Here is a 21,685-nt window from a genome sequence, read left to right as displayed (position 1 = left end):
TAATTATCGGTGTGATTCTCACCAAATACACGAAAGGCGCGCGCCTCTCAGGATAACACTGAAGAAAGCAGTTATCTGTGAGCATCGTCCTTGAAAAGGCATTTTGCTTTTACCTGTGTTTATCTGTGGCTGATTTTGGTAAGTGTTTACTTTGCCTTGGGCAGCAGGTAGCCGATGGCGGTGCTGTGTTCTTCGTCCATCACCAGGCGCAGCATGTGATCCTTGCGGTAATCATCGATTTTTATCAGGCGCAGACGTTCCTTGATGTTTTCTTCCGCCGGGATGAATTCCTCGATGCAATTCGGGGAATGGTAGAAGAAGGACGGCTGGAATGTGCTTTGAGGATCGTCCAGGTAAATCGCCAGCGGGTAGATTTGCGCTTCCAGCAGGTCCTGGAAGAAGTGCGTGCCCAATGAAGGCTCCGGCGATGGGCCGATATCTTTGCCGGACATCTCCACCAGCGCCCGGGTATTGAAAACGTCGCTGTATCCGACGGGAATACCCAGATCTACATTCGTGCTGCCCCAGCGGCCGGGGCCAACCAGGATGAACTGCCTGCCTTTCAGCTTTTCATTCAATTTACCGATTATGCGGGCCAGCTCAAAACGCTCATTTACACTCAGCTTGAAGTACTCGCCGGGCGGAACGAACGCAACGTATTCAATGTTATCCAGCATGCCCTGCGGAACCATGAAGCGTGTTTGCAGGATGACGTCATTCTCAGGCAGGTGCCCGGGAATGCTGATCTCTTTGCTTTCCGCCAAACGGCTTTGCGGGCGGCACTGTAGGAATGTGAACAGCAGATCCGGATCGCCGTTGCTCTCTTCATTGATCTGCATGGTGAATTCCAGGTCAACCGGATATTGGTAACAGCGCTCCAGCGTTTGCAGGATCTGGCGCATATATTCCGCGAAGGGGCTGCGCCGCATCAGGTCTTCAAAGGTGAGCACCAGCCGGTCTTTATCGTTCTCCATCAAGCGCGAATGCAGCGAGGTGAAGTATCCTTCTTCTTTCAGCTGCGCAATGTAGCGCAGGGGCGGGTACTCCGGATCCAACACGCTGTGGATGGACACGGTTTCCATTTTGTTCTTTTCCAGATTGATCAAATCCACGTATTGCTGGGAACAGCGTTCCATGGTGCGTTGGTCGGGCGTAGGCCGCAGCAGCGGATGGCTGAGCGCGATCAGGCGCGGGTAGTCGTTCCCGACCCGGTCCACCGCGCGCGTCCCCAGTCCCCACACCAGACGCACAAAACCGTCCTCACGGCGGATTTGCGGTGCCCAGCGGTACAGGTTACGGCTGAAAGCCACCCCGGCTGCATCCGGCAGGAAATTCCCTTTGTAAGGTTTTCCTTCCACAGCCATGATCAAAAGCGCCATGCGCTCGTCGTAATCCTGCAGGCCTTTGCTGCGCCGGTAGAGCAGGGCATCCGGGTTCAGCGTGGAGGCGTACACGCGTGTAATGGCGTTGCTGAGCGCTTTCAGGTTTTCTTTCGGGCTGCCCTGGTTGGACAGGAAAATGCTTTCGTATTTACCGGCAAAAGAGGTGCCAAAGCTGTCTTCTAGTAAACTAGACGACCGTACAATTAATGGCCTTTTGCCGATATCTTCCAATATCCCTTCCAGCTTTTCCAGGATATCGGTGGGAAGATGGCCTGCGGCAAAGTCTTTCACCAGCTTCGGATAATCCGCGCGCATGTGTTCTTCGTCTTTGTATTTCTGGTCGTTCCAACGTTCCAGGTCGTTCATGGTGAAGAAAGCGTACATTTCGTTGGAGCCGATGAAATAGTACTCGGGCTTGCGCAAATGGCTCTTCATTTCTTCCGGCAGCTCTTCAGTGAGAATACGGTATGCCAGCAGCATGCCGGCGGCTTTGCCGCCCACGCGGCCGGCGCCGATTTTGCGCTTGCGGATTTCGGCCAGATCGGGAATGGTGAACCAGCGTTTGGCAATATTCACATAGGGGAGTTGATCGCTGATCATGGTGCGGATTAGCACCACGCGCGATTCTTCCAGGTGGTGTTCGTATTTTTCGCGTTCTTCCGGCGGCAGACGCAGGATGGCCCAGGCATGTTCGAAGATCAATTCCTGGGGAGCCTGTTCGGGATTGAAGGTCAGGTTGGGGTCGGCCAGTTGGACGCCGCGTTCGTTCAGAATGTCGGTAATGATGTTCTGGAAAAGGTCAAATGATAGATGCTGGCTGAAGGTCAGGTCGGTCATCTGGTCGCGTACGCGGATGATGCGCTCTTCCCAAAGTTCGGTGGGTTCTTCGCCTACCGGGTTGCGCAGCCCTTCCAATTCCTGCGTGCGAATAGCCTGTTTGCGCACCAGCTCTTCAAATTCGTGCTTTTCAATAATGGCATGTTTGTAAAGCTCATGGCGCATTTTGCTGCGAATGCGGCTGCTGAGCATAGGATATTGACCCAATGCCAGGGTAATACTCATCAGACGGTCAGAGGAATTTGAAAATGATTGCATTGCTTTTTTAAAACTGGCTTTCCAAAATTATGCCTTGACAGCAGAACATCAAACACCGAAATCTTATTCAAGATTTCAAGATGAATGCAAATTGTAATACACCTGATCAGCTAATGCGATAAATGGCGGGTATTATCCCAGGTGCATCGGCATGATGACGTGTTTGTAGCTTTCATCACCAATCGGCGAAATCATGCCGGGTGTGTTATTGGCGTTGGTTTCCAGGATTGTATTGGGAGTGCCAACCACTTCCAGTACATCGCTCAGATAGCTCACGTTGAAAGCCACTAATAATTCCGGGCCTTCAATGTTGGCGTCCACCACAACTTCGCCGGACCCCATCTCTTCGGATTGGGTGCTGAATTCCACCGTGCCCGGGCCGCCTTCCTGCGGCTGGATGTTCAGGCGAATGACGTAATTGCTTTCACGGGCGATGATTTCCGCCTGGCGGCAGGCTTTCAGGAATTCCGCCGTGGAAATGACCGTGCGTGTTTTGAAACTGCGCGGGATGATGGCGCGGTAATCCGGGAAGTTCCCCTCAATTAATTGGGTGACCAGCTCGGCGTCTTTCATATGGAAAATTACCTGCCCGCGGTCCTGCGGTACCACCATGGTGAAAGATTCGTTGCCGTCGGTGGCAATGCGGGCCAGCTCACCCAGCGAACGTGCCGGGATGATGACTTTGACCGGGTTGCTTAAGGAGGTGGATAGTTCGGCATTGCGTACGGCAATACGGAAACCATCGGTTGCGGCCAGCGACATCTGGTTGTCATTGATCTCCATCAATACACCCTGTAATACCGGCCGGGCTTCATCCGAGGAGGCGGCAAAACCGACTTGACGAATCATGTCTTTGAAGTCGGATACGTTCAGCTCTACACCGGTGGACAGATCCGGCACCGGCATGGGCGGAAATTCCTGTGCGTCGATACCCTTGATGTCAAAATTGGATGTACCGCTGCGGATGTTAAGGGATTGCGTTCTGGCGGTGAGGGACAAGCTTACTTTGTCGCCCGGCAACGTACTGATCAAGTCCGCAAAAATGCGCGCGGGGATGGTAATGCTGCCTTCTTCTTCGATTTGCGCCCCGATCCAACAGGTAATACCTAATTCCAGATTGGTAGCGGAAATGCGCAGGCGGCCGTCGTCGGTGGCGATCAAGATATTGTTAAGAACAGGCAGCGTGCTTCTGGGCGATACCGCCCTCGAAACAACTCCCAGCCCGTGGGCTAATTGTGCTTGCGATACTGTCAGCTTCATAGTCAGGACCCTCCTTTAACCAGGTTTCCAGAAAGAGTATACAATGAGAACCAATATTTTTCCATTGTATTTATTTTAAGACAAAAAAGCGGAACTGGTTGTCCCAGTTCCACTGATTTAAAAGTTGGCTGGACCTCTTCCCAGAGTGCCAGCCCTGAGTTTATCGACCGCGTAACATCCCCCTGGGGGAAGCGGAGGTTCCTTTTTTTTGTGACTTAAGTCAGTTGAGTGAGCGAAGCAAGGGAGACAGTAAACCACCTGCTATACGGGTAGAAGGTAGTAAGTATCACCATGCCATTACAAAATGCCCAAATTAATGTCATTGCGAGATTTACGTCAGTAAATCGAAGCAATCTCAGCAGCCGGAAAAAGGGAAGACTCAGAAGAGAATAATGCGGAATAATTGCGAAGATATAGACAGAGAACTGAGATCACCTTCCCCGGAGGGAATGCTTCGCGAACATCGCTTCCTAAGAAACAGAAGCTTCTCGCGATGACATGGATGGAGAGATAATTCAGGGATAAGTGGGAGGGGCAAGGTAGATTAACTAAAAGCCAGCGTCTCGGGACGCTGGCCTGTATTTCGTATTTCTAACCTTCTGGCAACCACCCATAAACCGGATGGACATGAAGAAAATAATTTTTAGATCCAGCCGCGCAGCTGCATGGCCTTGACCACCCGGTTGATGGCCACCATATAAGCCGCGTCGCGCATATAAACGTGCTCTTTTTCGTAGACCTCATACACGCTGTGGAAAGCGGTGGTGATCTTGTCGTCCAACCGGTCCAGCACTTCTTTGTTGGTCCAGTAGTAATTCATGTCGTTTTGAACGCTCTCAAAATAAGAGACGGTCACGCCGCCGGCGTTGCACAGGAAATCCGGCACCATGAACACGCCGCGCTTCTTGACCTGCTCGTCGGCTTCCAGCGTAGTGGGGCCGTTGGCGCCTTCCGCAATAATGCGTACTTTATCGGAAATCAACTCGACTGTTTCGGCATTGATTTGCCCTTCGATGGCGGCCGGGATGAGCACGTCCACGTCCTTGGTAATCCAGGCGTTGGCGTCTTCAATCTGGTACCCTTCCGCTTTGGCTTTGTCTTTGTTGATTGAACCGTATTGGTCGGTAATGCTCATCAGGAAGTGCGGGTCGATGCCCTTGGCATTGCTGACCGTATAGCCGGTGCGGTCGTCGCGGTCCCAATAGGAGACGGCCATGACCTTGCCCTTCAGCAGCTCGGTGAAACCGATGGCGGCGTATTGGGCCACGTTGCCGAAGCCCTGGATGGCCGCGCTGCACTTGGAGGGGTCGATCTTGAGGCGCTGCATAGCCTCGCGCAGGTTGTAGATCACGCCGTAACCGGTGGCTTCCGTGCGGCCCAGCGAACCGCCGCCGCCCACCGGTTTGCCGGTGATTACGCCGGGGGTATATTCGCCCGCCAGCTTGGAATACTCATCCATCATCCAGCCCATCATTTGCGGGGTGGTGCCCACGTCCGGAGCGGGTACGTCCTGGCGCGGTCCGATCTCACGCCATACCTGCTGGATGTAGCCGCGGCACAGGCGCTCTTTCTCGCTATTGGTCAGTGTGGCCGGGTCGACGATCACGCCGCCCTTGCCGCCGCCCAGCGGGATGTTGGCAACCGCGCACTTCCAGGTCATCCAGGTGGCCAGGGCGCGTACGGTGTCGACAGTCTCGGAAGGGTGGAAACGGATGCCGCCCTTGCAAGGGCCGATGGCGTCGTTGTGCTGCACGCGGAATCCGTTGAACACGCGGATCAAACCGTTATCCATGCGCACGGGAATACGAAAATGAAATTCTCGCAGCGGCCAGCGCAAATATTCACGTACTTGCTGATCCAGGTTCAGTTGATTGGCAACCTGGTCGAATTGTTGCTGCGCCATTTGAAAGGCATTGGTCGTAGCGTTCATCTTAAATTCTCCTCGAATTTGCATAAACTCGTTATCATTATTTTTTCCGCTTCTTTGTATAAATTTGTTGTTTCTGACTATAGTTTAAGATTTCTTCATTCATCGTCAAGATGATGAATGTCCTCTACAATCGAAATAATGGCAGTAATATATCACAAATAATGGTATTATTTCAATAATAATGATAAATAGTGGCGCAAAGCAATAAATGTAAAATAAAACATCCGGAAAATGGTATCCGGATGTTTAGCTTTAGGTAGGAAAGTGCTGCTTATTTTAAAGCATCCAATTGGCGCTGCAATTCCGCTTTGACCACCTGCGGGTTGGCTTTGCCCTTGGCTTCGCGCATGACCTGCCCGAACATCCAGTTGGCCAGCGTTTCCTTGCCGGAAAGATACGCCTGCACCTCGTTGGGATTGGCTTGCAAGACGCCCTGCACCAGGTCGGTGATCAAATTGCTGTCGGATATTTGGTGCAGCCCTTTGGCGTCGATGATTTCCTCGGCGGACTTGCCGCTCGCAAGCATCTCAGCCAGTACTTCTTTGCCGGTACTTTGGTTGATGGTGCCCTGGTCGACTAATTCCACCAGCTGCACGAAGGATTTGGGATCCACGCTTTCCAGCGCGACACCGTTCAGGTTGAGCCAGGCAAACAAGTCGGTCAGCATCCAGTTGACGATATTCTTGGGGGAGAGCCGGGGTGCTGCGGCCAGGCAATCTTCATAGAACTGGCAGGTATTCTTATCGTCAACCAACCGGTCGATATCTTCCTGGAGGAGACCCAGCTCCTGCGCGTAGCGCGCGCGTTTGATGTCCGGCAGTTCCGGCATGTTTTTCTTGATGCTGTCCAGCCAGGCCGCGTCCACCACCAGGGGCGGCAAATCGGGTTCAGGGAAGTAGCGGTAATCGTTGGCGTCTTCCTTGCTGCGCTGGATGACGGTCTTGCCGGTGGTTTCATTCCAGCCCAGGGTTTGCTGCTTAACTTTCCCGCCGCTGGAGAGTGTTTCGCGTTGGACGTCCATTTGGTACAGGATGGCTTGCTCCATGGCGCGGAAACTGTTCAGATTTTTGACTTCCACGCGCGTGCCCAATTCTTCGCAACCTTCCGGGCGCATGGACAGGTTGGCTTCGAAACGCATGCTGCCCTTCTCCATGTCGCCGCTGCTCACGCCCAGCCAGCGCAGCAGCAAACGCAGCTCGTGGCTGTAGGCTTTTACTTCTTCCACGGTGTGCAGATCCGGCTCGCTTACAATTTCCAATAGGGGCACACCCGCGCGGTTGAGATCGACCAGCGAATAGGTTTCGCCGTTCTCATTCACATGGGTTAATTTGCCGGTATCCTCTTCCAGGTGGGCGCGGGTTACGCGGATTTTCCGCTCGCCTGCGGAGGTGCGGATAAGCATATACCCCTTATACGCCAGTGGATATTCATATTGTGAAATTTGATAGCCCTTGGGCAGGTCGGGGTAGAAATAGTTCTTGCGCGCGAAGATGCTGGTTTCGGCGATAGTGCAGTTGAGCGCCAGGCCGGCTTTGATGGCCAGCTCGACCGCGTTGCGGTTGATCACCGGCAGCACGCCGGGCATGCCGCAGCACACCGGGCAGACCGAGGTGTTGGGCGCGGTCGCGGTGGGATCCACCACGGCGCACGAACAGAACATCTTGGAGTTGGTTGCCAGCTCCACATGTACTTCTAATCCAATGTCAGCAATATAATTCATAATTTTCTAACCACAGATGAACGCAGATAAACACGGATGATTTAATTAATGATTCTTTTAATTTGTATGCGCTTGGTACCAAAATTAATTAATAAGCATACGCCATAATTGCTCGATTTTAAATAATTTATGCATTGGGCCAGATGATTTTCATCCAGTGTTTTTACAGCTTTCAATTCTACCAGAACTGCATCTTCCACTAAAAGATCTGCAACGTAATCCCCGACAATAAAACCTTTATAAGTTACTTCGATGGGTGCCTGCTGGATAAATTTGAGATCGTTTTTTCTTAACTCGACCGCAAGAGCATTTTCATATACTTTTTCGAGAAAACCAATGCCTAAAGTATTGCTAACTGTGTACGCACATCCGATGATTTTCTCTGTTATTCGGTTTAACTTTTCTAATTCTACAAGCGGTCCATCTGTCATCGAAGAAAATATCTGTGTGAATCTGTGTTTATCTGTGGTTCCCCAATAAGATATATGAGAACACAGATCCTATCGAGATAAGACCTGTGTTCATCTGTGGCTAATTGAACTAAATAGATTTGACGAACTGGTGGATGCGATCCAGAGCTTCCTCCAATTGGTCGTAGGCAGTCGCGTAGGAGCAGCGCACAAAACCTTCGCCGCCGGGGCCGAAGGCAGAACCGGGCACCACGGCTACCTCTTTCTCTGTCAACAGGCGGTTGGCGAACTCTTCGTCGTTCATGCCGGTCACACTCACCTGGGGGAAAGCGTAAAAAGCGCCGCGCGGCTCGAAGGTGGGCAGGCCGATATAGTTGAAACCTTCCACCACCAGCTTGCGCCGCCGGTCGTATTCTTTCACCATGTCCAGTACGTAACTTTCACAGGATTTCAGTCCTTCCAGCGCGGCAAATTGCGCCATGGTCGGGGCGGTCATGATGACGTACTGGTGGATACGCGCCATGCCGTCCATAATCTCGCGCGGGGCGCATGCGTAACCGATGCGCCAACCGGTCATGGCGTAGTCCTTGGAGAAACCGCCGATCAGGATGGTGCGTTCGCGCATACCCGGCAGCGCGGGAAAGCACACGTGCTGTCCGCCGTAAACCAGGCGGTCGTAGATTTCATCCGAAATGACGATCAGGTCGTGTTTCTCGGCTATCTTGGCAATCTCCAGCAGTGTTTCGCGTTCCGCGATGGCACCGGTCGGGTTGGATGGGAAGTTGATCAGAATAGCTTTGGTCCTGGGTGTGATGGCCGCTTCCAGCTCCTTGGGATCGGGCACAAAGTTGTTTTCCATGCGGCTGGGTACTTCCACCGAAACGCCGCCGGCCAGCAAAATGATGCCCTGATAAGAAACGAAACAGGGCGTGGGAACCAGCACTTCGTCGCCCGGGTTCAACAAAGCGGAAATCGCCAGCAGCAGCGCTTCCGAACCGCCCACCGTGGCGACCACTTCGTCCTGCGGGTCATAGCTGACGTCGTACATCTTTTCCAGATGTTCGCTAATCGCCGTGCGCAGCGGCAGGATACCGCGATTGGCAGTGTAATGGGTTTCGCTGTCATTCAACGATTGAATACCAGCCTGTACGATCGGCGCAGGCGAAGTGAAATCGGGTTCGCCGATGCCCAATGAGATCACTTCCTTCATGGAAGCGGCAATATCGAAGAATTTGCGGATCCCGGAAGGTTTCAGTTGCGCGACGCGGTCGGAAAGGTAAGATTTTGCCATATTGTCATCCTTAGGTTTTTATTTTCTGATCCTGACCTGGCTCATCAGCCAGCGTTGGCTGGGTTCTGCTAATGTCAGATTGAATTGCAGTCCTTGACTGGTTTCCACCAGGTAATGCTTGCCGCCTGGTTCGCGCCATTCCCTGAGAATGCGGTTGATGGGCTGGCGGCTGCCTTCCCATACCACCGCTTCGGGACGGTCGCAGGCCGAATAGCCTGCGTGCGCGATTACTTCCGGCGTTAAATCTCGATCCAAGAATTATCTCCGATATTCATAATTTCGGGGCGGCCTTTGATGCCTGCGTTGCGGCCGATCAGGGAATCTTCCAGCACCATGTTGGAAATGTGCGCGCCCTGTTCCACGATGCTGTTGCGCAGAACGGAATGCTGAATGGTGGCTTCCTTGCCGATGGACACATATGGGCCGATCACGCTGTCTTGCAGCTGCGCATCCGGATGGATATAAACCGGCGGGCGCACCAGAATGCCTTCGCGCTTTTCAGACACATCGTCATTGTTATGATTGTGCTCCAGCAGGTAGCGGTTGGTTTCCAGCAGCGCTTCCGGCTTACCGGCGTCCAGCCATACGTCCACCGGCTGCACGCGCATGTGCGCGCCCTTGCCTATCAAAAGGTTGATAGCGTCCACCAGAAAATACTCTCCATTTAAAGAGACGTCTTTTTCAATTTGTTCGGCGATCGCGTCCATCAGGGCGGAGCCGTCGCGGAAGTAGTAGAACCCGACCACGGCCAGGTTGTTGCTGATTTCTTTGGGTTTTTCGATCAGGCGCGTGATGGTCTGCCCGTCTTTGCCGACCTCGGCCACGCCAAAGCGGCGCGGGTCGGGCACGGCTTTCACCCAGGCTACCCCGTCCAATTCTTCATGATCCAGAAAAGCCAGATCGGTTTCGATCAGGGTGTCTGAGAAAGCCATCAACATCGGTCCCTGTAGATATTCGCGCGCCAGGTAGAGCGCGTCGGATTGCCCGCGCATTTCTTCCTGGATCACGTAGCTGATCTTCTTTTCAGCGTGGTGCGTGCGGATGTATTCATCCACCTGTTCTTCCTGGTTGGGTCCCAGGATCAGCACGAATTGCGCGTCCGAAAAACGCGGCAGCGAGCTGAACTGGTCCAGCACGTAATCGAGCACGGTGCGTCCGGCCAGATGGATGAGCGGTTTGGGTTTGCTCCAGGTTTGCGGTCGCATGCGGGTGCCCAATCCGGCCATGGGGATTGCGATGGTATAGGTTTCTTTCAAGCGGCCCTCCTTGAGGATTTTGTATGATTGTACAACAGGATAGAACAATGCGGAATTGCGAAAAAATCAGCTTAATGGGTGCGGCAATGTCTCAGGCAGTGCGGCAAGGTGGGTGGATGGAATACGCTTTGAAGATATCGGGCACCAGGATGGCGCAGTCCGGTGCGGCCTCACGCACGCGCGCGGAGAAATCCGCCAGGTCGATGCGCCCGATGGGCGGCATGCCCAAACGCGGCGCGCTGAAGAAGGGCTGCGGCTCGTCCGACAGCGGCTGGTAGGTATCGTCCCAGTGCTGCGGCAGCACCAGGCTGGACTGTGTTTGCCGGAGCAGTGTGTCATACCAGCGCTGGCTGGAGACTGCCCGGCAGGTGAGCAGGTCGGCGCGCGGGGCGCCGTCCGGTTGGGTGCTGCTCCATACCAAAATGCGCGTGCCTTCGAATTCCAGCAGGTAACTAAAGCAAGCGTCCATGCGGTAGTCGCGCAAAAGCAGCGGAAATTCCAGCTCGCGCCGCAGCTTGCCGAAGGTATAGCCCGGTATCCAGGGATGCGCCGCCGGCAGCACGCTGACGCGAATATCGTTGATTGAAAATCTGTCGCCGCCGGCAATCTCGTTCGTTTGCGCCGCCGGCAGCCCGGCCGCCTGCATCAGCCGGCAGGTGTTGGCCGAGCCGTGCACCCTTGTGCCCGTGCGCAGGGCAATGGCGGGCGCGTCCATGCAGTGGTCGAAGTGCGCGTGCGTGACCAGGATGGCGTCGCAGCGCGGGATGTGCTTATGCAGCGCGGCTTCATCCGGTGCGACATGACCGAAATAGGTTTGGATAAAATGCGGGCGTGTCAGGAAAGGATCCACAATCAGGGTCGTCTGCCCTAATTGGAACTCAAATCCGGCATTGCCCAGCCAGCGTAGTTGATAATTCATTTGAAATCTTTATTTATACGAACAAGACTGATTCTAAAATAAACAAATTGGATATAATTAGTCATTATATATCCGACTGTGCATGGAAGGAGTAATAATGGTAACGGCTAAACCCGATCAATTGTCCTCTGCAATCCCCGGAATCGAAAACATGCTTTACGAATATGGCGGCGAAGGTTTCCCGCGCGTGCGCCGTGTGCGCGCCGACCTGATGGCGGCTGTGCCTGCCATCTGCCCGGAACGCGCCCTGCTCATCACCGAGTCCTACCGCGAAACCGAGGGACAGCCCATGGTGCTGCGGCGCGCCAAAGCGCTGGAGCGCATCCTTGCCAACATGTCCATCTTCATCGAGAAAGACCAATTGATCGTCGGCAACCAGGCCGGCCAGGTACGCGCCGCGCCCATCTTCCCCGAATATTCCATCGACTGGGTCATTGAAGAGCTCGACCGGTTTGACCAGCGCAGCGGCGATGTGTTCGCCATCAGCGAGGATACGAAAGAAAAATTGCGTGGCATCCAGGCGTTCTGGCAGGGCAAGACCCACCAGGAAGCTGTCTATGCCGATATTTCCGAAACCAACATGGCCGCCCAGCGCCAGAACGTCATCCACCGCGGCGGCATCTCCATGTCCGGCGACGGGCACATCATTCCAAATCACGAAAAGGTGCTGGCCCTGGGCTACCGCGGCTTGCAAAAACAAGTCCAGGAAAACTTGCAGCGGGATGATCTGACGGAAGAACAGCGCGATTTTTACCAGGCTGCCGAGATCTCCCTGGGAGCGGCCATCCACTTCGCGCGCCGCTATGCCGAACTAGCCGAGGAAATGGCCAGGCAGGAAAGCGATCCGCAGCGCAAGGCCGAGCTGGAACAGATCGCGGCGGTCAACCGGCGCATCTTCGAAGGCAAAGCCCAATCCTTCCACGAAGCCCTGCAGGTGGTCTACTACTGCCACCTGATCATGATGATCGAAAGCAACGGCCACTCCTTCTCTTTCGGTCGTTTTGACCAGTACGTTTACCCTTACTATCAAGCGGATATCGAAGCCGGGCGCCTGACCAATCCGCAAGCCCTCGAATTGATCACACTCTTCTTTATTAAGCTGAACTCGCTCAACAAAGTGCGCCCCTGGGACCACACCGAATTTGGCGTGGGCTACCCGCTCTATTCCAACCTGATGGTGGGCGGTATGAAAGCCGACGGGACCGACGGTACCAACCCGGTTACCTACCTGTCCCTGCGCGCCATGGACCTGACGCGCTTGCCCGAACCCAACCTGTCGGTGCGCTACTGGGCCGGCAGTCCGCGCGCCCTGCTGAACGAATCCGCGCGCCTGATCCGTGAAGGCTTCGGCATGCCCTCGCTCTTTGCGGACGAGACTGTGATCCCGGCCATGATGTCCATCGGCCTGCCAGAGGAGGTCGCGCGTGACTACGCCTCCATGGGTTGCGTGGAAGTGGCCATCCCCGGCCGCTGGGGCCACCGCGCCACCGGCATGACCTACATCAATTTCGGCAAGATTTTGGAAATCGTGCTCAACAACGGCACCGACCCAGCCTCCGGCATTCAACTGATGTCGGTCAACGGCCAATCTGGCCGCGAGGTGCACTTCAACTCCTATGACGAGGTCTGGGAGGCCTGGAAAAAATTCCTCAAGTTCTATACCGACCTGGCCGTGGAAAGCGACGCCATCTGCGACCGCCACCTGAAGGTCTTCGATGCCGACCCCTTCGGCTCTTCCCTGGTGGATAAGAGCATCGAGCGCGGCAAGACTCTCAAGAACGGCGGCGGCGAGTTCGATTTCGTCAGCCAGTCCACCATCGGCACCTCTATCATCGGCGACGCGCTGGCGGTGGTCAGGAAGCTGGTCTTTGACGACCAATCTGTCACCTTCGAGCAGCTGCGCGCCGCGTTGGACGCCAACTGGGAGGGCGCCGAGAACCAGAAGATCCGCAAACTGGCGCTGGCCGTACCCAAGTTCGGCAACGATGAGGATTACGTGGACGAGATCGTGGCGGACGTGTACGACTCCTACCTGGACTTGCTGCCCGGCTATCACAACGCGCGCTACGGCCAGGGGCCGATCGGCTGCGGTTACACCATGTCCACCTCCAACATTTCCTCTTACGTGCCCTACGGCATGGACGTGGGCGCCACGCCCGACGGCCGCTATGCCGGCCAGCCGGTCAACGAGGGCGCTTCACCCTGCCTGGGTGCCGATAAGCAGGGCCCCACCGCCGTGCTCAAATCGGTCTCCAAGCTGCCCAACCAGCGCATGGCCGGCGGGCAGCTGCTCAACATGAAATTCTCGCCCAATGTGCTCAAGGGCGACGATAATTTGGAGAAGTTCATCGCGCTGTTGGAGGCCAACCGCTTGCTGGGCAATTTCCACATCCAGTTCAACATCGTGGATTCCGCCGAGCTGCGCGACGCGCGCCTGCACCCGGAAAAGCACCCTAACCTGATGGTGCGCGTGGCGGGTTACTGTGCCCTGTTCACCTCGCTCATCCCCGAAGTGCAGGACGCCATCATCGCCCGCACCGAACAGCAGGGCTTGTAAGCCGCGATAGGATATAATCGAGCGCGTTATGTTACCCATGTATAACCCCGCGCGGGGTCTGATTTCGACTGTTCAAAAATACTCTACCAAGGACGGCCCCGGCATCCGCGATACCGTTTTCTTCAAGGGCTGCCCGTTGGGCTGCCTGTGGTGTTCCAATCCCGAACTCATCCGCCCGGTGCCCGACCTGCTGTATTCACGCGAGAAGTGCGCCCACTGCGGCACCTGCCTGTCGGCCAGCCCCAAAGAAGCCCTGTCCTTCGATGAAGCGGGGTACGTGTGGGTTGACCATCTCAAATGCGATGGCTGCGGGGTGTGCGTGGATGCTTGCCCTAACAGCGCGCTGGAAATTGCCGGCAAATTTGTGACGGTGGAAGAAGTTACTAAAGAAGTGCTTAAGGACCGCGTCTTCTACCAGACCTCCAACGGCGGGGTGACCTTCTCGGGCGGTGAGCCGCTCTGGCAGGCCGGTTTTGTGGCCCAGGTGGCCCGCAACCTGAAGAACGAAGGCATCCACACCGCGCTGGATACCGCCGGGCACGTGGGCTGGTGCCGCTTTGAGGAAGTGCTGCCTTACATTGACCTGGTGCTGTACGACATCAAGGCCGCCGACCACAATCTGCACCGCCAGCTGACCGGTCAGGAGAATGACGTGATCGTCATGAACGCCCAGCTGCTGGCTCAGCACGGCATGCCCATGCACGTGCGCCTGGTGCTCATCCCCGGCCTGAACGATTCCGACGAGGAGATCAAGGGCCGCATGCAGATTGTCAGCGAACTGGACACCGTACAGCAGGTGGACCTGCTGCCCTATCACCGCTACGGCATTGGCAAGTACGCGCGCCTGGGGCTGGATTACTCCCTCATGGAAGTACAGGAATACAGCGAGGAACGCCTGGCTGAGATCGAAGCTTTGGTGCGCAGCTACGGCATCAAGACCACCATCGGGGGATGACACCAGCAAGTATAAAGCCGGGGCCAATTACTTTTCAGGCCGCGTTATTTTCATAAATTCAATTTCAATCTAAATATTCTTCCTGTATGATCCGGGAATTGCATTCGGAGAGGCTAAGATCCTGTCCGGTTGTCTTTGTTTCCATTAAAATAACCGAACAAACACGAAATAACAAGCTAAATATTGATTAAACAATAATAATATGGTAGAATATGCGACATATTAGGATGGAATATAGGTTAAACAATAAATATATAGGAATTAATTCAGTTGTAAATATTACTGGTTGAGTAGGCAAACTAAGGTAACTAAATATTGATAAAGGAGATAAAGATATGAATGAGGTATTAAAAAGTTTAAAAGAATTTCCAAAGCACTTGATGACAGGCGTTTCTTACATGATCCCTGTTGTCGTGGCCGGCGGTATGCTGTTCGCTTTTGGCGTCATCCTGAGCGGCCATGCTGCAACCCCAACCGAAGGATTCCCGGGCGGATTGGCAACCATTGGTATTGCTGGCCTAACCCTGTTTATCCCGATCATGGGCGGCTATATTGCGTATTCAATGGCCGACAGGCCCGGTATCGCACCTGGTATTATCGCTGCTTATTTGGCTAACTCGATCGGCGCAGGTTTCATTGGCGCTATGATCGGTGGTGTGCTGGCGGGTTGTGTTGTTATTCTGCTGAAGCAAATCAAAGTAAAGCAGGAAATCGCCAGCATTATGCCTATCTTCGTTATTCCGATATTGGGTTCTTTTGTCGCCGGCGGTTTGATTTATTGGGTAATTGGAACGCCTATTGCGTCACTGATGACCTCATTATCCAATTTCCTGAAGGGCATGAGCGGCGGCAGTAAATTCTTATTCGGCATCATCAACGGTATGATGTACGCCTTCGATATGGGCGGTGCAATGAACAAAACTGCTTATACCTTCAGCATGGGCATGATGAACGAAGGTATTTACTGGCCGCAGGGTATCAACACGGTCGCTTGCGCCACCCCGCCTCTGGGAATGGCACTCGCTGTTTTGCTGAATAAAAAGAAATACACCCAAAAAGAACAGACCATGGGCATCAGCTCGCTGCTGATGGGCTGCGTTGGCATTACCGAAGGCGCTATCCCCTTTGCTGTGAAGGATCCGCTGCGCGTTATCCCCAGCGTTATGCTTGGCTCTGCGGTGGGCGGTGGTTTGGCTGCGGCTTTAGGCCTCGAAAGCACCATTGCCTGGGACAGCTTCGTTGCGCTGCCGGGTATCAACAAACCTTTGATCTTCCTGCTGTGCCTGGCGATTGGGTGTGTGGTTACCGCTGTTACTGTTAATTTATTGAAAAAAGAAGTTGTTGAGGACGTAGAAGCAGAGTAAATATCGTGTCGCGTCAGGACAGGTATATTTACTCTGCTCCAAAGTGATTTGCCGATTCTATTTATAAATGTTACCTTAGTTTGCCTCAATTTATTATAAAGGAATGCAGTCATGTTTGAAGAACTCAAGGACAAAGTTGCGGTTATCACGGGAAGTGCCGGCGGAATTGGCAGAGAGATTTCGCAGAAACTGGCCAATTTCAATGTTGTTGTGGTGGGCATTGATAATGATAAAAAAAGAGGGTTGGAAACAAAAGAGATTGTTGAAGCGGGTGGGCATGCGGCGTATTATGAGCCGGTAGATTTGTCAGATGAAAGTGATATTAAGCGGGTATTTGAAATAATCCAAAAAAACATAGGCCCGGTGGATATATTGGTGAACAGTGCAGGTGTTTGCCGCCCAATGCCTTTTATGAAAACAACCAAGGAGATTTGGGATAAAACCATCGAAATAAATCTCACCGGCGCCTTTTTATGTATTCAGCAGGTGATTAATGGCATGGTGGAACGCGGATACGGCAAGGTGGTCAATATCAGTTCGCGTTCCGGAATGATTGGTTCAAAAGGATTCGCATCTTACAGCGCATCGAAGTTTGGGGAAATTGGCCTCACGCAAAGCGTGGCGAACGAATTTGCCAAAAATCATATCAACGTGAATGCCATCTGCCCGGGCATTGTTTTCACGCCGATGTGGGAAAAACAGCTGGATGATTACATTTCCCTGAAAGGATATAATCCAGATGATATGCAGGCTGAGTTGGTTCGCAAGATTCCCATGGACCGCTTGCAGACAGAGGAAGATATTGCCAACGCTGTGCTGTTTTTGGTTTCGGATATGTCAAAAAATATCACCGGCCAGGCGTTAATGGTAACCGGTGGCTATTAAATTATTTTTTGCGTAAAGGAGTTCTTTATAAATGAATATCGTAGCTGTTTGCGCCTGCCCTTCGGGCGTCGCGCATACTTACATGGCGTGTGAAGGATTGGAATGTGCTGCAAAAAAAAGAAAAGCATCAATCAAGGTGGAAACTCAAGGTGCAATGGGAATTGAAAATGCGATCACCGCGGCGGAGGTAGCTGCAGCGGATTTTGTCATTTTAACGAACGATGTGAAAATTCGCGACGTTGAAAGATTCTCCGGAAAACCGGTTTATTACATCAGCTCCAACGACGCAATCCGAAAATCCGAGAAAATTATTGAAAATATTGTCACGGAATTGGGAATTGCCTGAAAAAACAGGCGCGAAATATTAGATATTTTCTTGCGGATTTCAAAACTTACTCATGCTTACGGCGCAAGTGCGCTAATGCCTTTGCGCTATAATTATTAATACGAGTTTCCAGGTTGAAAGAATAATACATATGGAGGATGGTTCATGCTTGCTCAGGAAAGATTAGGAAAAATCCGGGAAATGGTCAAGCGTGATGGCAAGGTGTACGTTAACGAACTTTGCGAAATATTCGATATTTCCGAAGACTCGATCCGGAAAGACCTAAAAAAGCTGGAAAATCAGGGGCTGATTGAGCGTATTTATGGGGGCGCTTTGCTTAAAGAAGAGCAAGGGCTGTTGAATGGGAAAGTCCGTACCGCCCGCTTTGATACGCGCTTGCATCAGGATGTCTCTTTGAAAGAGATTATCGCCGAAAAAGCCCTGAACATTATTGAAAATGACGAGGTCATTTACATTGACGCTTCCAGCACCAACGTACTGCTGGCAGAAAAGCTGGCGAAATCAGACAAGCATATTACCGTGGTTTCGAACTGCCTCAGTATCCTTACTTCACTGTCTGTCAACCCAAACATCAAACTGATTTGCCCGGGCGGGGATTACAACGCCGAAGTTGCGGGATTTACGGGCATCAGCGCTTTGCGCGTTTTGGGAAATTTCTACTTTGACAAAACATTTATCGGCGTGGTGGCGATCGACCTGTCTACCGGCGACCTGATGTTGGATAATTTTGAAGACGCTGAAATAAAATCGGAATTAATCGGAATTTCAAAAGACGCCATATTGGTATGCCTCTCCAGCAAGCTTGGCAAAAAGACCAGTTACAAGTTTGGCGAGCTGAGCCAGATTGACACGATCATTACCGAGCTGAACCCCAAAGATTTGCTGGATCAATTAAAGGATTTTGATATAACAACTATCTAATATCAACCGATAGAGCCATAAGCACATCATCAAAAGACAGCAACATCAGCGTTGTTGTCTTTTGCGTTTAATTCCCGTTTTGGGTATTCGCCTGCCTGGAATTCCTTTACAACACGATAAATCATTGGTAAAATATGACAAAACAATAACAATCAATAATGATTGTGGATTAATGTGGAATAATGAAAAAAATATTAATTACCGGCGCAAAAGGCTTTTTTGGAACCAGATTTTGTAAACATTATCAGGATATATATGATGTTTACGGTACGGATAAGGATGATACCGATATTACCGATGAAAAAGCAGTGCATCAACTGATCACGCAAGTCCAGCCGGATTATATTATTCATACCGCGGCTATCCCGGTAACCGAATTTTGCAATGAACATCCCGATAAAGCTCATTTAATTAATGTCCAGGGGGCATTAAATATTGCCAAAGCAGCCGGCGCTGTAAACGCGAAGATGGTATTGTTGAGCACCGAACAGATATTCAATGGCAATCCTGAGAGCGGTCCATATAAAGAAACGGATATTCCGGTGCCGGATACTGTTTATGGACAGAATAAAGTTGAAGCCGAGAAAAAGCTGAGGGAAGTGCTGGACGAACTTTGGGTCCTGAGATTCACCTGGCTTTATGGGCTGCCCGAACGCGGCTGCAGCATGAACCCCAATGTTTTATGGAATGCAATCCAGATTGCGTTAAAAGGCCAACCGGCCGAAGTCACCGATAATGAATTCCGCGGATTTACCTATGTTTATGATGTGATTGACCAATTCGATAAATTATTTTCCCTGCCCTTTGATACCTATCATGTAGGCAGCCGGAACGATTTAAGCCGCTACGACATAACCTGTCATATCTTTCGGGAATTGGGTTTGGAATCTCGCATAAACGATTTGCTGATCAAAACTCATGGCCCTAAACGCGATGATCGGCTGGATACCGGAAAAATTCAATCGCTGGGCTTTCATTTTGATGAAAGCGTTAACTCGCTCACGAAATGTATTAAGGAATTCTCTTACAAACTCTAACCGAAGGATCGTGCTTTGAATAGTCCTTGTTTGTCCAATGCGGAGTTGATCGATCTCGAAATCTTCGCGGCTCAGATTCGCATCAAAACAATCGAAATGATCGCGGCGGTCGGAAAAGGCCATGTAGGCGGCAGTATGTCCATCGCGGATGCGGTAGCCGTCCTTTATGGCAGCGCCATGCGGTATGACCCGGCCAACCCCAAATGGAAGATGCGCGATCGGTTGGTATATTCCAAGGGGCATTCGGGTCCCGCCCTTTATGCTGCTTTGGCAATTAAAGGATTTTTCCCTCAAGAGTGGCTGAAACGCATGAACCAGATCGGCTCGAACCTTCCCAGCCATGTGCATGCGCGTTTGACGCCCGGCGTTGACGTCAGCACAGGCTCGCTGGGACAGGGATTATCCGTTGCGGTCGGGTTGGCTATGGCGGATCGGTTGGATGGCCGCGACAGCTATGTTTACTGCGTCATGGGGGATGGGGAATGTCAGGAAGGTCAGGTTTGGGAGGCGGCCATGTTCGCCGGGAATCACATTCTCAACCGCTTGATTGTCCTGGTAGACAATAATAAACGGCAGTGCAGCGGTGAACTGAAAAAAATCAATGATGTGGGAGATCTTGGCCGGAAATTCAAGGATTTCGGGTTTGATGTTTTTGAAGTCAATGGGCATGACCTGGCGCAAATCGACGTTGCGATCAGACAAGCCAAACAGAACACGTTCAAGCCGTCCGTGATCATTCTGGATACCATAAAAGGCAAGGGCTGCTCGTTTGCCGAGCAAATGGCCGATAACCACAACATAACCGTAAACACAGAACAAGCTGTTGCAGCCGTAAAAATACTTGAAACCAGAATTGATGATTTAAACGATAAGCGAGAGCGAGGGCATGTCAATGAAAATTAATTTGGCTCAGCCCGGTACTCCTGCTGAGGAATCCATGGCCGATACCCTGGGGCGCTGCCTGGGCGCATTTATGGAGGAAGACCTGCGGGTGATTGCCATGGACGCGGATGTGGGCCTGGGAAAGATGCTGCCGCCGGAAATTATCAACAAGTATCCCAATCGCTATATCAATGTCGGTATAGCCGAGGCCAACATGCTTGGAATTGCTTGCGGCCTGAGCTTTAAAGACAAAGTGCCGTTTACGTATACGTTCTGCTGTTTTGCGGCTCGCAAGGTCTTGGACCAGGCTTTTCTTTCAGGCGCGTTTGGGGGTGCGCATGTCTTGATGATAGGCGCCATGCCGGGTGTTACCGCTACAATAAACGGCGGATCGCACATGGCTTTCGAGGATGCCGCGGTGATGCGGGCGGTTCCCGAAATGACTGTGGTTGAACCTTCGGATATGCTGCAGGGCGAACAGGTGCTGCGCATGGCGAAAGATCTGCCGGGCATGTTCTACATCCGCTGGGAACGCAAAGGGGATATCCGTTTCTATGAAAACGGTTCAACCTTTGAAATTGGTAAAGCTGTAAAATTGTGCGGCGGGAGCGATGTAACCATCATTGCCCAGGGGCATTTATGCCTCAAAGAGGCGCAGGCAGCCGTCGCCCTTTTGGCGCTTGAGGGAATCCGGGCGGGGTTGATAGATATGTTTACGCTGAAGCCCATCGACCGGGAGGCAATTGTGGATGCCGTGCGTGAAACCGGCTGCCTGGTAACAGCCGAAAACCAGAATGTGCTGGGCGGATTGGGGTCGGCGGTATCGGAAGTGATGGCAGAAAACGAGGCCGCGCCTTTGGAGATGGTTGGTATTCGGGATGCTTTTGGCGAAGTGGGTGATTTGGAATCACTAAAGAAAAGGTATAAATTAACAGCTCAGGATATTGCCGCGGCGGCAAAAAGAGCAATTTCTCGCAAGCAAAAAAGGAGACCCGGCGCATGAGCTTGATTGACAAAAGTTTGGTGATTCTGGATTACGAAGCTGAAAACAAAGATGAAGTCCTGCATGCATTGGCCGACTTGGCAGAATCTGCCGGCCGTTTGAATGATAAGGCTTTATATATCGAGGAACTGTATCATCGGGAAGCTGAGGCTCCGACCAACGTGGGTTTTTCCACCGCGATCCCGCATGGAAGAACGGATGCGGTGAAGGAAGCTACATTAATGTTTATGCGGCTAAAGAAGGAAATTCCCTGGAACGATGAATATGTCCATATGATTTTCGGAATTGCGGTGCCGGAATCAGAGCCTAGCAAGGTGCATCTGGCTATGCTGGCCAAAGTGGCCCGCAAGATCATGAAAGAAGAACTGCGTATTGCTTTGGATAATTGTACGGAATGCGAAGAAATACTTTCTTTACTTGATGAATGACCTCTGATCAGTTGGTTGTAAAATTTGCAGGCTTCTCTTACTCA

Annotated in this window: 19 protein-coding genes; 10 read left to right on the top strand and 9 right to left on the bottom strand. The window is 52.3% G+C overall.

Features of this window, described 5'->3' with window-relative positions; genetic code table 11:
• Positions 1–146: 146 nt before the first annotated feature.
• The 9 genes from Pelsub_RS01335 to Pelsub_RS01295 all read right to left on the bottom strand — a co-directional run bounded on the left by Pelsub_RS01335 (position 147) and on the right by Pelsub_RS01295 (position 11,263).
• Complete coding sequence (locus Pelsub_RS01335) at positions 147–2,477, bottom strand: PEP/pyruvate-binding domain-containing protein (RefSeq protein ID WP_116225280.1); 2,331 nt, start codon at positions 2,475–2,477, stop codon at positions 147–149.
• Positions 2,478–2,609: 132 nt separating this feature from the next.
• Positions 2,610–3,737 carry a DNA polymerase III subunit beta gene (gene dnaN / locus Pelsub_RS01330; protein ID WP_116225279.1) on the bottom strand — a complete coding sequence of 376 codons (1,128 nt, stop codon included), beginning with the start codon at positions 3,735–3,737 and terminating at the stop codon, positions 2,610–2,612.
• Positions 3,738–4,380: 643 nt separating this feature from the next.
• The gene (locus Pelsub_RS01325) at positions 4,381–5,667 is read right to left on the bottom strand and encodes a Glu/Leu/Phe/Val family dehydrogenase (RefSeq protein WP_116225278.1); all 1,287 of its coding nucleotides are present in this window, start codon (positions 5,665–5,667) and stop codon (positions 4,381–4,383) included.
• Between the two features lie 271 nt (positions 5,668–5,938).
• Positions 5,939–7,387 carry an Asp-tRNA(Asn)/Glu-tRNA(Gln) amidotransferase subunit GatB gene (gene gatB, locus Pelsub_RS01320; RefSeq protein WP_116225277.1) on the bottom strand — a complete coding sequence of 483 codons (1,449 nt, stop codon included), beginning with the start codon at positions 7,385–7,387 and terminating at the stop codon, positions 5,939–5,941.
• 41 nt (positions 7,388–7,428) lie between these two features.
• Positions 7,429–7,818 (bottom strand): GxxExxY protein, encoded by a 390-nt coding sequence (locus tag Pelsub_RS01315; RefSeq protein ID WP_116225276.1) that lies wholly within the window; start codon positions 7,816–7,818, stop codon positions 7,429–7,431.
• Between the two features lie 109 nt (positions 7,819–7,927).
• Positions 7,928–9,088, bottom strand: coding sequence for a pyridoxal phosphate-dependent aminotransferase (locus Pelsub_RS01310; protein WP_116225275.1), 1,161 nt, complete (start codon positions 9,086–9,088; stop codon positions 7,928–7,930).
• 18 nt (positions 9,089–9,106) lie between these two features.
• Positions 9,107–9,343 (bottom strand): hypothetical protein, encoded by a 237-nt coding sequence (locus tag Pelsub_RS01305; protein WP_116225274.1) that lies wholly within the window; start codon positions 9,341–9,343, stop codon positions 9,107–9,109.
• Positions 9,328–10,344, bottom strand: coding sequence for a sugar phosphate nucleotidyltransferase (locus Pelsub_RS01300; protein ID WP_116225273.1), 1,017 nt, complete (start codon positions 10,342–10,344; stop codon positions 9,328–9,330). The genes Pelsub_RS01305 and Pelsub_RS01300 overlap by 16 nt, the downstream gene beginning before the upstream one ends.
• A gap of 91 nt (positions 10,345–10,435) precedes the next feature.
• Positions 10,436–11,263 carry an MBL fold metallo-hydrolase gene (locus Pelsub_RS01295; protein ID WP_116225272.1) on the bottom strand — a complete coding sequence of 276 codons (828 nt, stop codon included), beginning with the start codon at positions 11,261–11,263 and terminating at the stop codon, positions 10,436–10,438.
• A gap of 151 nt (positions 11,264–11,414) precedes the next feature.
• Between Pelsub_RS01295 and Pelsub_RS01290 the strand changes: the two genes are divergently transcribed.
• The 10 genes from Pelsub_RS01290 to Pelsub_RS01245 all read left to right on the top strand — a co-directional run bounded on the left by Pelsub_RS01290 (position 11,415) and on the right by Pelsub_RS01245 (position 21,641).
• Positions 11,415–13,820, top strand: coding sequence for a glycyl radical protein (locus Pelsub_RS01290; RefSeq protein WP_116225435.1), 2,406 nt, complete (start codon positions 11,415–11,417; stop codon positions 13,818–13,820).
• A 28-nt stretch (positions 13,821–13,848) separates the two neighbouring features.
• Entirely contained in the window at positions 13,849–14,775 is a 927-nt protein-coding gene (locus Pelsub_RS01285; RefSeq protein WP_116225271.1) for a glycyl-radical enzyme activating protein, read from the top strand.
• A 335-nt stretch (positions 14,776–15,110) separates the two neighbouring features.
• Complete coding sequence (locus Pelsub_RS01280; RefSeq protein WP_116225270.1) at positions 15,111–16,139, top strand: PTS fructose transporter subunit IIC; 1,029 nt, start codon at positions 15,111–15,113, stop codon at positions 16,137–16,139.
• A gap of 111 nt (positions 16,140–16,250) precedes the next feature.
• On the top strand, positions 16,251–17,024 hold the full coding sequence (locus Pelsub_RS01275; protein ID WP_116225269.1) for an SDR family NAD(P)-dependent oxidoreductase: 774 nt from the start codon (positions 16,251–16,253) through the stop codon (positions 17,022–17,024).
• A gap of 31 nt (positions 17,025–17,055) precedes the next feature.
• Positions 17,056–17,370, top strand: a complete 315-nt coding sequence (locus Pelsub_RS01270) for a PTS fructose transporter subunit IIB (protein ID WP_116225268.1) — start codon at positions 17,056–17,058, stop codon at positions 17,368–17,370.
• A gap of 144 nt (positions 17,371–17,514) precedes the next feature.
• Positions 17,515–18,291 (top strand): DeoR/GlpR family DNA-binding transcription regulator, encoded by a 777-nt coding sequence (locus Pelsub_RS01265; protein WP_116225267.1) that lies wholly within the window; start codon positions 17,515–17,517, stop codon positions 18,289–18,291.
• Between the two features lie 182 nt (positions 18,292–18,473).
• Positions 18,474–19,328: an SDR family oxidoreductase gene (locus tag Pelsub_RS01260; RefSeq protein ID WP_116225266.1), complete on the top strand. Its 855-nt coding sequence runs from the start codon at positions 18,474–18,476 to the stop codon at positions 19,326–19,328.
• Between the two features lie 15 nt (positions 19,329–19,343).
• Positions 19,344–20,231, top strand: a complete 888-nt coding sequence (locus Pelsub_RS01255; RefSeq protein WP_198418376.1) for a transketolase — start codon at positions 19,344–19,346, stop codon at positions 20,229–20,231.
• A complete protein-coding gene (locus Pelsub_RS01250) occupies positions 20,221–21,213 on the top strand; it encodes a transketolase family protein (RefSeq protein WP_158674922.1) in 993 nt (330 codons plus the stop codon). Before Pelsub_RS01255 ends, Pelsub_RS01250 begins: the two co-directional genes overlap by 11 nt.
• Positions 21,210–21,641 carry a PTS sugar transporter subunit IIA gene (locus Pelsub_RS01245; protein ID WP_116225264.1) on the top strand — a complete coding sequence of 144 codons (432 nt, stop codon included), beginning with the start codon at positions 21,210–21,212 and terminating at the stop codon, positions 21,639–21,641. The genes Pelsub_RS01250 and Pelsub_RS01245 overlap by 4 nt, the downstream gene beginning before the upstream one ends.
• Positions 21,642–21,685 lie beyond the last annotated feature (44 nt).

Origin of the sequence: Pelolinea submarina (assembly GCF_003966975.1) — a bacterium.
Classification (GTDB): Bacteria; Chloroflexota; Anaerolineae; order Anaerolineales; family Anaerolineaceae; genus Pelolinea; species Pelolinea submarina.
This window is presented reverse-complemented; position numbering and strand designations above follow the sequence as displayed.